Source organism: Actinoplanes sandaracinus, from assembly GCF_030009775.1.
GTDB classification, from domain to species: Bacteria; Actinomycetota; Actinomycetes; order Mycobacteriales; family Micromonosporaceae; genus Actinoplanes; species Actinoplanes sandaracinus.
In genome coordinates, this window is the sequence record NZ_JASCTH010000026.1 from 108,223 (window position 1) to 120,676 (window position 12,454).

General features: G+C 70.5%; 11 protein-coding genes. 1 reads left to right on the forward strand and 10 read right to left on the reverse strand.

Translation table 11 applies throughout. The features are described 5' to 3' along the window. Positions 1-15: 15 nt before the first annotated feature. On the forward strand, positions 16-1,173 hold the full coding sequence (locus QLQ12_RS33690; protein WP_282764769.1) for an acyltransferase family protein: 1,158 nt from the start codon (positions 16-18) through the stop codon (positions 1,171-1,173). A 101-nt stretch (positions 1,174-1,274) separates the two neighbouring features. On the opposite strand, the gene QLQ12_RS33695 is transcribed toward QLQ12_RS33690, so the two are convergent. The 10 genes from QLQ12_RS33695 to pyrF form a co-directional block, all read right to left on the reverse strand. Further along, positions 1,275-2,744, reverse strand: coding sequence for an RsmB/NOP family class I SAM-dependent RNA methyltransferase (locus tag QLQ12_RS33695; RefSeq protein ID WP_282764770.1), 1,470 nt, complete (start codon positions 2,742-2,744; stop codon positions 1,275-1,277). Between the two features lie 215 nt (positions 2,745-2,959). After that, entirely contained in the window at positions 2,960-3,886 is a 927-nt protein-coding gene (gene fmt / locus QLQ12_RS33700) for a methionyl-tRNA formyltransferase (RefSeq protein ID WP_282764771.1), read from the reverse strand. Between the two features lie 4 nt (positions 3,887-3,890). Next, positions 3,891-4,463 (reverse strand): peptide deformylase, encoded by a 573-nt coding sequence (gene def / locus QLQ12_RS33705; protein WP_282764772.1) that lies wholly within the window; start codon positions 4,461-4,463, stop codon positions 3,891-3,893. A 351-nt stretch (positions 4,464-4,814) separates the two neighbouring features. Further along, entirely contained in the window at positions 4,815-7,124 is a 2,310-nt protein-coding gene (locus tag QLQ12_RS33710; protein ID WP_282764773.1) for a primosomal protein N', read from the reverse strand. A gap of 555 nt (positions 7,125-7,679) precedes the next feature. Beyond that, on the reverse strand, positions 7,680-8,870 hold the full coding sequence (metK, locus tag QLQ12_RS33715; protein WP_282764774.1) for a methionine adenosyltransferase: 1,191 nt from the start codon (positions 8,868-8,870) through the stop codon (positions 7,680-7,682). A 61-nt stretch (positions 8,871-8,931) separates the two neighbouring features. Next, positions 8,932-10,134, reverse strand: coding sequence for a bifunctional phosphopantothenoylcysteine decarboxylase/phosphopantothenate--cysteine ligase CoaBC (gene coaBC / locus QLQ12_RS33720; protein WP_282764775.1), 1,203 nt, complete (start codon positions 10,132-10,134; stop codon positions 8,932-8,934). Between the two features lie 88 nt (positions 10,135-10,222). Beyond that, positions 10,223-10,486, reverse strand: coding sequence for a DNA-directed RNA polymerase subunit omega (gene rpoZ, locus QLQ12_RS33725; protein WP_015623990.1), 264 nt, complete (start codon positions 10,484-10,486; stop codon positions 10,223-10,225). 13 nt (positions 10,487-10,499) lie between these two features. Further along, positions 10,500-11,087, reverse strand: coding sequence for a guanylate kinase (gene gmk, locus QLQ12_RS33730; RefSeq protein ID WP_282764776.1), 588 nt, complete (start codon positions 11,085-11,087; stop codon positions 10,500-10,502). A 32-nt stretch (positions 11,088-11,119) separates the two neighbouring features. Further along, positions 11,120-11,437: an integration host factor, actinobacterial type gene (mihF, locus tag QLQ12_RS33735; protein ID WP_043528493.1), complete on the reverse strand. Its 318-nt coding sequence runs from the start codon at positions 11,435-11,437 to the stop codon at positions 11,120-11,122. A 184-nt stretch (positions 11,438-11,621) separates the two neighbouring features. Next, entirely contained in the window at positions 11,622-12,452 is an 831-nt protein-coding gene (pyrF, locus tag QLQ12_RS33740) for an orotidine-5'-phosphate decarboxylase (RefSeq protein WP_282764777.1), read from the reverse strand. Positions 12,453-12,454 lie beyond the last annotated feature (2 nt).

Genomic DNA, 12,454 nt, shown 5'->3' on the forward strand with positions numbered 1-12,454 from the left:
GTAAGGTTCCGCCCCATGACAGCGACGGTGGAGCAGCGCCACCTGCCCAAACAGCCCTCGTCGGCAACTGGTCCACCGCCCCGCCGCGGCAGCCGGATCGCGGTCATCGACGGGCTCCGCCTGCTGGCCGCGCTCGCCGTCGCCTTCTTCCATCTGGGTGGCACCTACATCGCTCGCGACGCGTGGGAGGGCCGCCCCTCGACCGTGTTCCCGGCCTTCTACTCCGTCGCCTCGTACGGCTGGCTCGGGGTCGAACTGTTCTTCATGATCAGCGGTTTCGTGATCTGCATGAGCTCCTGGGGCCGCAGCCCCGGACAGTTCTTCCGGTCCCGCGTGGTCCGTCTCTTCCCCGCGTTCTGGCCGGCCGTCCTGATCAGCACCACCGTGGTGGCGTTCTGGCCGGTCGTCGGCACACGGCTGCCGTGGGACCAGGTGATCGTCAACCTGACCATGCTCAACCTGCCGCTGGGCATCCCGAACGTGGACGGGTCGTACTGGACGCTCTGGGCGGAGATGCGGTTCTATCTGCTGTTCGCCGTGGTCCTGCTCTGGCGCGGGCTGACCATGAAACGCACCGTGCTGTTCGGTTACGGCTGGCTGGTGCTCGGCGTGCTCGCCAAGGGGTCGAAGGATCCGCTGCTCACGCTGGTGTTCCAGCCGAAGTACGCCCCGTTCTTCGTGGCCGGCATCGCGTTCTTCCTGATCCACCGGTTCGGCTCCGACCTGCAACTGTGGGGCCTGGCCGGGTTGTCCTGGGCGTTGGCGATGCACAACGCGGTGGGCCGGTTGAAGGCAATGAGCTCCGACATCAAGGACCCCACCCTGGACCCGCGGGTCGCCATGGTCGTGGTGACGTTGTTCTTCGTCGTGATGGCGGTCATCGCCGTGGGCTGGACCGCCCGCATCCAATGGCGATGGCTCACCTGGGCCGGCGCACTGACCTACCCGTTCTACCTGATCCACCAGACCGTCGGCTTCTCGCTCGTGCACGGGCTCCACGAGCTGCGGCCACGGCTGCTGGTGCTCGCCGGGGTCATCGGCATCCTGCTGGTCCTCGCCTGGCTGCTGCACCGGCTCGTGGAGAAACCCCTCGCCCGGATCCTGAAGACCAAACTCGAAAAGGCGTCGCTCGGGATGCGGGAGAAAGACGCCCGAGAGCAAACGACCGCGTGAGACCGGGCCGCCGGCATTCCATCCGGCGGCCCCGATCGCTGCTACGGCTTTCACGTCAGCCGGTACGGCCCCCGCTCAGCTCGTCCGTCTGCGCCCTCGGCTCAGCTCGTCCGTCGTAGGACGGCCAGGAACATCGCGTCCGTGCCGTGGCGGTGCGGCCACAGCTGCACCGTCGGCCCCGGGCCCAGCCCCGGCATGCCCGGCGGCAGCAGCGGCCGGGCGTCCACGAAGTCGACCTCGACGCCGCTGCGCCGGGCCCCCTCGCTCACCGTCACCTGGGTCTCCACCATGTGCGGAGAACACGTCACGTACGCCACCACGCCACCCGGGCGCACCGCCCGCAACGCCGCCACCAGCAGCTCCCGCTGCAACCGGGTGAGCGGCGGCAGGTCGGCCGGCTGCCGCCGCCACCGCGACTCCGGCCGGCGCCGCAGCGACCCCAGCCCGGTGCACGGCGCGTCGACCAGCACCCGGTCGAACGCCTCCTCCGGCAGGTCCGGGTCCCGGCCCACCGAACGGCCGTCCATCGGCAGCACCGTCACCGGCATGCCCTCGCACGCGCTGTCCACCAGCCGGGCACGGTGCTCGGACACCTCGACCGCGGTCACCTCGGCGCCCCGGCCCGCGGCGATCGCACCCATCAGGCCGGTCTTGCCACCCGGGCCGGCACACAGGTCGAGCCAGCGGGTGTCCTGTCCCTCGATCGGGGCCGCCAGCAGCGCGGCGGCCACCAGCTGCGAACCCTCGTCCTGCACGTGCGCGCGACCCTCACGGATGGCCGCCATCTCGCGTGGCGCGCCACCGTTGAGATAGACCGAGTACGGCGAGAACGCGCCGGGCACCCCGCCCACCTCGTCGGCCAGGTCGACCGCGTCGACCCGCCCCGGACGGGCGCACAGGTGCACCACCGGCGGCTGGTTGTCCTCGATCAGCAGACGGGCCGTCTCCTCCAGGTCACCGCCGAGCGCCTCGGCGAACGACCGGATCACCCACTGCGGGTGGTGGTGCATGACCGACAGGTTGCCCACCGGGTCGGCCTCGTAGGACGGGGCGATCCGCTCCAGCCAGCTGTCGAGCGAGGTCTCCGAGACCGTGCGCATCACCGCGTTGGCGAAACCGGACGCGCCCGGCGCCACCGAGCGGACCAGGTCGACGGTCTGGTTCACCGCGGCGTGCGACGGCACCCGGGTGTAGAGAAGCTGATAGACGCCCAACCGCAGCGCGTCACGGGCCGGCGGGTCGATCCGGGCCACGTCCCGCTCGGCGGCCGCGGCGATGATCAGATCGAGGGTGCCGAGCGCACGCAACGTGCCATAGGTCAGCTCGGTCGCGAACGCCGCGTCCCGCCCGTGCAGGCCCATGCCGCTGAGAATGTCGGAGAGGACCAGGTTCGCGTACGCGTCATCGCGGTGTACCGCCGCGACCGCCTCGTACGCCGCCTGCCGGGCCGGGTCCGCCGGAGGCCGGCCAGCACGCGGGGCAGTGCCGCTGCGCCCGTCCCGGGGATGGCCGGGGCCGCTCGGCCGGCTCGGCCGTCCGCCGTGCGGACGCGGCGCCCTGTGTTCCGTCACGCCTGAATCCCGCTTTCTGAAGTCTCGCCCCGCGAAGTCACGCTGGGCTCCTTTTCGGCGTGCGCTCCCGCTCCGCGCTTTGCTGCGGTGCAGTCGATCACGCTGTGTTCCTTTCGGCGTGCTCTCCTGGCCCTTGCTTCGCTGCGGTGCAGTCGATCACGCTGTGTTCCTTTCGGCGTGCTCTCCTGGCCCTTGCTTCGCTGCGGTGCAGTCGATCACGCCAGTTTCTCCCCTGCTTCGATCCGCATGCCACGCGCCCAGTCGGTCGCGGACATCGGCTTCTTCCCCGCCGCGCGCACCTCACCGAGTTGCACCGGTGTGGTGGCGGTGCCGGCCAGCACCTGTTTGCGCTCGACCAGCAGCTCACCCGGCCGCAGCGCCGGCGCGTTCGCCACCGGCCGCACCGGGCCCAGTTTCAGCCTCTCGTCACGCAACGTCGTCCAGGAGCCGGGAGCCGGGGTGCACGCCCGGATCCGCCGGTCCACCGCGAACGCCGGATCGTCCCAGCGGACCCGGGCGTCCTCGGCGGTCAGCTTCGGCGCGAACGAGACGCCGTCCGCGGGCTGCGGATGCGCCCGCGTCGTGCCCGCCTCGATGGAGTCGAGCACCGCCACCAGCAGGCCCGCGCCCTCGACGGCCAGCCGCGCCAGCAGGGTGCCGGAAGTGTCGTTGAACCGGATCTGATCGGTCAGCGTGCCGTAGACCGGCCCGGTGTCCAGGCCCGCCTCCAGCTCGAAGACGCTCGCACCGGTCACCTCGTCGCCGTGCAGCACCGCATGCTGCACGGGCGCGGCCCCCCGCCACGAGGGCAGCAGCGAGAAGTGCAGGTTCACCCAGCCGCGCTTGGGAATCTCCAACGCGGACGGCGGGACCAGAGCGCCGTACGCCACGACGGGCACACAGTCGGGCGCGAGCTGCCGCAGCCGCTCCTGGAACTCGGGCTCCCGCGGCTTCGCCGGAGTCAGCACCTCCAGACCGCGCTCGTCCGCCCAGGCGCCGACAGGCGAGCGGACCAGGCGACGACCACGGCCGGCCGGCGCGTCCGGACGGGTCACGACGGCGATCAGCTCGTGCCCGGAAGCGGCGATCGCCTCCAGGCTCGGCAGCGCGACCTCGGGAGTCCCCGCGAAGATCAGGCGCATCCGATCACCGGCCCGGGCTGAAGAGACCGGACCCGAAGACGCCCCGGCCGTGCGGGCTGTCCTTGATCGTGGGGGGCTTGGCAGCGTCGTACCACTCCGCGGAACGGATCTGCTTCATCGCGTCCTTGCGGGCCGCGGCGTCCAGCCGGTCCAGGAAGAGGACACCGTCGAGGTGGTCGGTCTCATGCTGGACGCAGCGGGCCATCAGGCCGGTGCCGACCAGTTGGACCGGGTCGCCGTGCTCGTTGAAGCCATTGGCGATCACATTCTGCCGGCGCTTGGTGTCGACGTAGATGCCCGGGATGGACAGGCAGCCCTCAGGGCCGTCCTGCTCCTCCTCGTCGGGGAAGGACAGCACCGGGTTGACGATGTGCCCGACCACGTCATCGATGTCGAAGCTGAACACGCGGAGGCCCACACCGAGCTGCGGGGCGGCCAGGCCGGCGCCACCCTGGTCCTGCATCGTCTCGATCAGGTCCTTCACCAGCTTGCGCAGTTCCTTGTCGAAATCGACGACGGCATCGGCCGGCGTGCGCAGCACCGGATCGCCGAAGAGACGGATGGACTGAACAGTCACGCGGTGAGACTCCTGACTCTGGTGGACGGCACACGACCAGTCTACGGAGTGACCCGCGCAACGCTGAGGGTGACAGCGGTCGCCCCGTCACGGCGGTCATGAATCAGAAACCGCGACGGTCCTGGATCAGAACCGTGGACCATCGCACCCACAACCGCGGACCGCCGCAGCCCGTCCGGCCCGTCCCGGCCCGCCCCGGACCGAATGCGCACCGCCGCAGCCCGCGCCGAGCCGCCCGGAGCCGCCCCGAGCCGCCGCAGCCCGCGCCGAGCCGCCCGGAGCCGCCCCGAGCCGCCGCAGACCACTGCGAGCCGCCGCACAACGCCGCAGGCCGCCGCGAGCCGTCGCGGGTTAGAACAAGTCGGCCGGATCCACCTGGATACGGACCGGCAGCGCGGCCTTGCGCGCGCTGCGCACCCCCGCGGCCTCGTGCAGCGCGTGTGCCAGATCGGCGGCCCGCGACCGGGCCACCCGCAGCAGCATCCGCTCCTGTTCCTCGGTCGCCGGGACCGGCCCCAGCACCTCGGCGCCGTCCGGCAGCCGGGCCAGCGACAACAGCTCGGCCACCGCCGTGGCCTGCCCGGTCACGCTGGCCATCCGCGCGGCCGGCGGAAACCCGAGATCACGCCGCTCGGCCAGCTCCCGGGCCGCGAACCAACCCGGATCCCACCGCAGCAACGCCTGCACCGGGGCCAGCGACCCATCGGCGACCACGACCACCCGCCCGCCGTCGTGCGCGGGACGGGCCAGCGCCGCGGCGTTCAGCCAGCGCCGCATCGTCTCCTCGGCGGCCCGCAGATCGGCCCGGCTGAGCAGCGCCCAGGTGTCGAGCAGCAGCACCGCGCCGAACCCACCCTCGGCCACCGGCTCAGCGCCCGGCGTGGACACCACCAGAGCGGCCTCGGCCGGCACACTGGTCAGCACATCTTCACGCCCGGAGGTACGCACCGGATAACCCGCGAACGCCCGGCCCATCTCCTCGGCGGTGCGCCGAGCCCCGATAACGGACGCCCGCAGCCGTCGATCCTGGCAGTTGGGACAGCTGTAGTCGGCCGACCCCCGCCCGCACCAGTGACAGACCGGGACATCCCGCGCCCCGTGCAGCCCGAGCGGCCCGGAACACTTCGGGCAGCGCGCCGGGGTGCGGCACTCCGCACACGCCACCGACGGCAGGTAGCCGCGCCGCGGCACCTGCACCAGCACCGGCGCACCGGCCTGCAGGGCCTGCTTCGCGGCCTGCCAGGCCAGGCTCGGCAGGCGGGCGCTCACCGCACCCGGGTCGCGGGCCAACTGCGAGTCGTCGCCGGTCGGCGCGATCGCGGGCGAACGCCGCCGCAGCGTCGCACGGTCCGCGGCGATCTCCCGGGCCCAGCCGGTCTCCAGCAACAACTGCCCCTCACCGGTACGCGCGAAGCCGCCCACCAGCGCCGCACAGTCCGCCAGGCGCGCCCGGGTGAGCAGAACGTCCCGCGCGTGCGGATAGGGAGCCCGCGGCTCGGCGTGCAGGTCGTCACCGTCGTCCCAGATCACCACGAGCCCCAGATCGGGGACGGGCGCCCACATCGCCGCTCGCGTGCCGGCGACCACGGGGACCTGATGCCGGCTGGCCGCCAGAAAACGCCGGTAGCGCTCGGCCGGCCCGAGCGCCGCGTTCAGGGCGACGTGCCGCCCCTCCCCGAGCACCCTGGTGAGCGCGTGGTCGACCCGCTCGAGATCGCGGGCGTCGGCGACGACGATCACCACGCCACGTCCACCGCGCACGGTGGCCGCGGCCGCTTCGGCGATCCGGAGCGGCCAGTCCTCACCCGGCAGCGCCGACCACACGGCTCGGGCGGGCCGTCCGTCCGTCAGCGCCCGCAGATAGGCGCTCCCGGCCGGATAGGCATCCCAACCGCCCTCCACCGGCTCCCGAATCCCTGCAAGATCCGCCCCAGCCTCCGCAATTACCGCCCCTGCCGCTCCCGACACCGAACCGCCCTCGTCGGCTACCGGCCCAGCCGCCCCAGACACCGAACCGCCCTCGTCGGCTACCGGCCCAGCCGCGTCGGCGGGGACAGGATCGCCAGCTCCCGCCTCGCCCTCGCGCGCAGCCGCCGCCTCACCCTCCGCCCTCTGCGAAGCGGCTGCCTCGCCCCCGGCCCCTAGCGCAGCCGCCGTCTCGCCCTCGGCCCCCCGCAAGGCCGCCTCGTCCGCCGCAGCCCCTCGCTCCGCCGCTGCTTCGCCCTCAGCCCCGCGCGCAGCCGCCACGCCGCTCTCGGCCCCGCGCACAGCCGCCGCCTGGGACTCCACCCGAGCGTGGCGGGGCGGCACTGCCAGCCGGAGCACATCCGCGAGATTGCCCGCATAGCGATCAGCGACCGCACGGGCCAGCCCGGCGATCTCCGGATCGAGGACCCGCTCGGGCGAGACCACTTTGTCTAGATAGGCCAGCTTGCCACCGTGGTCGGAGGCCTCAACGCGGGACAGCAGGAACCCGCTCACCAACTGCCCGGCGAACCGCACCTTCACCCGGACGCCGGGCTGCGCCGCCTCGTCATCGGCAGAGGAGATCAGATAGTCGAACGGCCGGTCGAGATGCGCCAGTGGCATGTCGACGCACACCCTGGCGACGGGCAGCCGCTCCGCCGGCTCCCGCTCACTGCGCATCCCCTTGCTTGCCATCGCCGAACATTCTGCCCGCCCCCTCTGACATTCCGCCGAGCCCCGTAGCCGATCCCGCCCGGCGACCCACAACAGCCCGACTGGCTGTGGCTGCCGCCCCGAGCCCGTGAAGAGCGGGGTGAGAAGCCATAGGTCCCCTTTATGACGCCCAGGCCATGCGCGAAAGCCGTTCAGTGATCCCGGTCGGCACAACGTCATCCACCAAGGCGTGAGCTGCAGCAACTGCCGACTTCCGAGCCATCACCACAGCTCGTCACCAAGATCTGCCAGCGACCGAAGCCCCGGCCCAGCGACGCCCGACACCCCAAGCCGTCGCTCACACACGAAATCCGGACGCGGCAGCACGCCGGAACTATGGCCGGCGGGCCGGGCCAGCGCGCTGGATGCGAGCACACACGTGACGGGCGCGGCAACGCGACGTACGCAGCGCGGAGGGAGAGGCCGGCGTCAATGAGTGAGGCGGGCCACCGTCGAGGCGCGGAGGTCGATCTCGACGGACGGCATGAAAACGGCCGGCGTCCCCGCGAGGAGACGCCGGCCGCAACGAGCCGTTGCTCAGGACGCGGCGTTCTTCAGGTCCTGGGCGCGGTCGGTGCTCTCCCAGCGCAGGTCCGGCAGGTCACGGCCGAAGTGGCCGTACGCCGCGGTCTGCTGGTAGATCGGGCGCATCAGGTCGAGGTCGCGGATGATCGCGGCCGGACGCAGGTCGAAGACCTCCTTGATGGCCTTCTCGATGCGCTCCACCGGCACGTTCTCGGTGCCGAACGTCTCGACGAACAGGCTGACCGGGTGAGCCTTGCCGATCGCGTAGGCGACCTGGGTCTCGCAACGCTCGGCGAGGCCTGCGGCGACCACGTTCTTGGCGACCCAGCGCATCGCGTACGCCGCGGAACGGTCGACCTTGGACGGGTCCTTGCCGGAGAACGCGCCGCCACCGTGCCGGGCGTAACCACCGTAGGTGTCAACAATGATCTTGCGACCGGTGAGGCCGGCGTCGCCCATCGGGCCACCGATCTCGAACCGGCCGGTCGGGTTCACCAGCAGCCGGTAACCCTCGGTGTCGATGCCGAGGCCTTCCAGCTCGGGGCCGATGACGTGCTCACGAACGTCCGGCGTGAGCAGCGACTCGAGCGAGATGTCGGCGGCGTGCTGCGACGAGACGACGACCGTGTCGAGGCGGACGGGACGAAGGCCGTCGTACTCGATGGTGACCTGGGTCTTGCCGTCGGGACGCAGGTAGGGGATCGTGCCGTCCTTGCGCGCGGCGGAGAGCCGGCGGGCCAGGCGGTGCGCCAGCGCGATCGGCAGCGGCATCAGCTCGGGCGTCTCGGAGCAGGCGAACCCGAACATCATGCCCTGGTCGCCGGCACCCTGGCTGTCCAGCGAGTCGCCGGCCTCACCCTGGCGCTCCTCGATGGCGGTGTCGACACCCTGGGCGATATCGGGCGACTGCGAGCCGATGGAGACGCTCACGCCGCAGGAGGCGCCGTCGAAACCCTTCTTCGACGAGTCGTAACCGATCGCGAGGATGGTGTCGCGAACAATCTTGGGAATGTCGGCGTAGGCCTGGGTGGTGACCTCACCGGCCACGTGCACCTGACCGGTGGTGATCAGGGTCTCCACCGCGACGCGGCTGCGCGGGTCCTGCGCGAGCAGGGCATCGAGAATCCCGTCGCTGATCTGGTCAGCGATCTTGTCCGGGTGGCCTTCCGTGACCGACTCGGAGGTGAACAGGCGGCGTGCCACGGCGCTCCTCAGATTTGTCGAATACAGCGTAACGCGAGAGTGTAGTCAGACTCGCCGAGCGTTAGGGGTCCTGGGCATCCAGGCGCGAGGCGACTTGATCGAAAATCATATCCGCCACATCGTCTTTGGGGAGTTCCCCATGAGTGGCGGTGAACCCGTCGGCCCCCAGCAGGGTGACGGTGTTGCGGTCCTGGCCGAAGACGCGGTCGACACCGACCTCGTTGACGACGATCAGATCCGCGCGCTTGCGGGCCAGCTTGCCGCGGGCGTTCTCCAGGGCGTCGTGGGTCTCCGCGGCGAACGCGACGAGCAACTGGCCGGGCATCTTGTTGGCACCCAGTTCGGCGGCGATGTCCGGGTTCGTGACCAGGGTGATCGCTTCGGGCACACCCGCCTCGGTCTTCTTGATCTTCTGCTCGGCGACCGTCGCGGGCCGGAAGTCGGCGGGCGCCGCCGCCATCACGACGACGTCGGCCGAGGCGGCCGCCTCGACGGTGGCCTTGCGCAGTTCCTCGGTCGTGCCGACTCGGACGATGTCCACCCCGGCGGGATCGGGCAGCGACACGTTCGCTGAGACGAGGGTCACTCTGGCGCCGCGCGCGACGGCGGCCTTGGCCAGCGCGTAGCCCTGCTTGCCGGAGGAGCGGTTCCCCAGGAACCGGACCGGGTCGAGCGGCTCCCGCGTGCCACCGGCGGTGACCACCACGTGCCGGCCGGCAAGATCGAGATCAACACCCCTGCGGTGTACGCGCAGCGCGATCTCGAAGATCGCCGCCGGGTCGGGAAGCCGGCCCTTGCCGGTGTCCTTCCCGGTCAGCCGTCCCACCGCGGGCTCGATCACGATCGCCCCACGCTCGCGCAGGGTCGCCACGTTCGCCCGGGTGGCCGGGTTCTCCCACATCTCGGTGTGCATGGCCGGCGCGAACACGACCGGGCAGGTCGCCGTGAGCAGCGTGTTGGTGAGCAGATCGTCGGCGATCCCGTGGGCGGCCTTGGCCAGCAGGTCGGCGGTGGCCGGAGCGACCACGACGAGTTCGGCGGACCGGCCGATCCGCACGTGCGGCACCTCGTGCACGTCGTCCCAGACGCCGGTGGCGACCGGACGTCCGGAGAGCGCCGACCAGGTGGGCTCACCGACGAACCTCAGGGCCGAATCGGTCGGGACCACCCGCACGCCGTGCCCCGACTCGGTGAACAGCCGCAGCAGCTCGCACGCCTTGTAGGCGGCGATCCCCCCGCCCACACCCAACACGATCTCGGTCACGGCATCACCATCGGCACGGATTCACCTCGGATAAACAATTGATCCCGCGCCCATGATGCGGGACGCGGGACCACTAGGCCTAAACAGATCAAGGGTTGTCAGTCGCCTCGGCGGTCAGCAGGCCGGCGTTGATCTCCCGCATGGCGATGGAGAGCGGCTTCTCCTGCGGGGTGGTCTCCACCAGCGGACCGACATATTCCAGCAGGCCCTCGCCGAGCTGGCTGTAGTAGGCGTTGACCTGGCGGGCGCGCTTGGCCGCGAAGATCACCAGCGAGTACTTCGACGAGGTCTTGTCGAGGAGCTCGTCGATCGGCGGGTTGGTGATGCCTTCGGGGTTCGCGATGGTTCCCACTGTGGTGAAATCCTTAATGCTCGTGTGCAAGGTATAACGAACCGAGTAATCCTACCAGCTCGTCAGCCGCACGTTCGACGAAGTCGTTGACGACGGTGTGGTCGAACTCTGATTCCGCGGCGAGTTCCTCGTCCGCGTGCGCCAGACGGCGCTTGATCGTCTCCTCGTCGTCGGTCCCCCGGCCGACCAGGCGGCGGTGGAGCTCCTCGACGCTCGGCGGGGCGAGGAAGACCAGCTGCGCCTCCGGCATCGCCGCACGCACCTGCCGGGCGCCCTGAAGGTCGATCTTCAGCAAAACGGGCCGGCCCTGATGGAGCCAGCCCTCGACCTGTGCCCGGGGCGTGCCGTAGAGGTTGCCCGCGAATTCCGCCCACTCCAGCAGTTGCCCGCCGTCGACCAGGCGCTGAAACTCGGACCTGGTCACGAAGTGGTAGTGCTCGCCGTCGGTCTCGTAGTCGCGTTTCTTGCGGGTTGTCACCGACACCGAGAGTTTGATCCACGGCGAGCGCAGCCGGACAAACTCGATCACACTGTCCTTTCCGACCCCTGAGGGGCCGGAAAGGACAGTGAGGCGGGCTGCCGGCTGCGCGTCGTCATCCATGCTCACGGCTCATTCCTACACGAGCCCATGAGTCAGTTCGCAGCGAACTCCCCCAGGAGGGCCTTGCGCTGCTGGTCGCCGAGACCCCGGAGCCGGCGGCTCTCGGCGATCTTCAGCTTCTCCATGATCTGGGTCGCACGGATCTTGCCGATGCCCGGCAGCGCCTGAAGCACGGCCGAGACCTTCAGCTTGCCGACGACCTCGTCGCCCTCCGCGCGCTCGAGCACGGCGGCGAGGGTGGTCTTGCCGGACTTGAGCTGTTCCTTCAGCTCAGCCCGAGCCTTGCGGACTTCCGCAGCCTTCTCCAGCGCGGCTTGGCGCTGTTCGGGGCTCAGTGACGGGAGCGGCACCAGTTCTCCTCAGGTCCCTTACGCGGCGGTGGTTCAATACCGGCGCTTCTGTGAAACGTGGTGTGCCAGGGAACCAAAGGGGCATGTGGTTCCCGGCGCCGGGAAAACTAGCGGTCAAAGCTGGTTTCGGCAACGTGGGGGTACCCCCGGTCCGGCTCTTCGGGAGGCTGCTAAGCAGGCCGTTTCACCCGAGGGCGGCGCGGCAGCCGGCCAGAACTCGGTCCGCGGCGGCCCGCAGATCGGCGATTCCGGGGCCCGCGGCGAGAACCTCGCGTGAGTACGACGGCAACACGTTGTGAAGGCTCTCACCGAAGACCGCGCGCAGGTCATCGGGCGTCCCGCCCTGCGCTCCGAGGCCCGGCGCGAGCAGCGGGCCGTTGACCGCAGAGAGGTCGTGGCCGGTCTCGCCGATCGTCGCGCCGACCACGAGGCCGAGGCTGCCGAGTGGCTCCGCACCCGCGTTGACCTGGGAAATCTCATCGATCACAGTCTGCGCGACAGTTTTTCCGGACGGCGTGACGGCGTGCTGGACGGCCGGGCCCTCGGGGTTGGAAGTCAGCGCGAGAACGAAGACGCCACCCCCGTGAGCGGCCGCCAGGTCGAACGCCGGCTGCAGAGATCCGACTCCGAGATAGGGACTCACAGTAATCGCGTCGGAACAGAGAGTGCTCTCCGGATTCAGATACGCGTCGGCGTACGCGGCCATCGTCGAACCGATGTCGCCCCGTTTCACGTCGAGCAGGACGATCGCGCCGGCCTCTCGCGACTGTCGGATAGTTGACTCAAGAACAGCGACGCCACGTGACCCAAATCTCTCAAAAAATGCGGACTGTGGCTTCAGAACGGCCACCCGATCGGCCAGCGCCTCGACCACCGTACGGGCGAAGCGCTCCAGGCCGGCGATGTCGTCGGAGAGTCCCCAACGGGCCAACAGAGAGGCGTGCGGATCGATGCCGACACACAGCGGGCCACGCTCCGCTACCGCCGCGTGCAGTCGTTCACCGAAGGTCTCCATGA

What these genes read in the sequence shown, in the direction of transcription:
- QLQ12_RS33710 (WP_282764773.1), bottom strand. Translation starts at nt 7,124, where the DNA reads ATGGCAAGCAAGGGGATGCGCAGTGAGCGGGAGCCGGCGGAGCGGCTG.
- pyrF (WP_282764777.1), bottom strand. Translation starts at nt 12,452, where the DNA reads ATGGAGACCTTCGGTGAACGACTGCACGCGGCGGTAGCGGAGCGTGGC.
- fmt (WP_282764771.1), bottom strand. Translation starts at nt 3,886, where the DNA reads ATGCGCCTGATCTTCGCGGGGACTCCCGAGGTCGCGCTGCCGAGCCTG.
- gmk (WP_282764776.1), bottom strand. Translation starts at nt 11,087, where the DNA reads ATGGATGACGACGCGCAGCCGGCAGCCCGCCTCACTGTCCTTTCCGGC.
- QLQ12_RS33690 (WP_282764769.1), top strand. Translation starts at nt 16, where the DNA reads ATGACAGCGACGGTGGAGCAGCGCCACCTGCCCAAACAGCCCTCGTCG.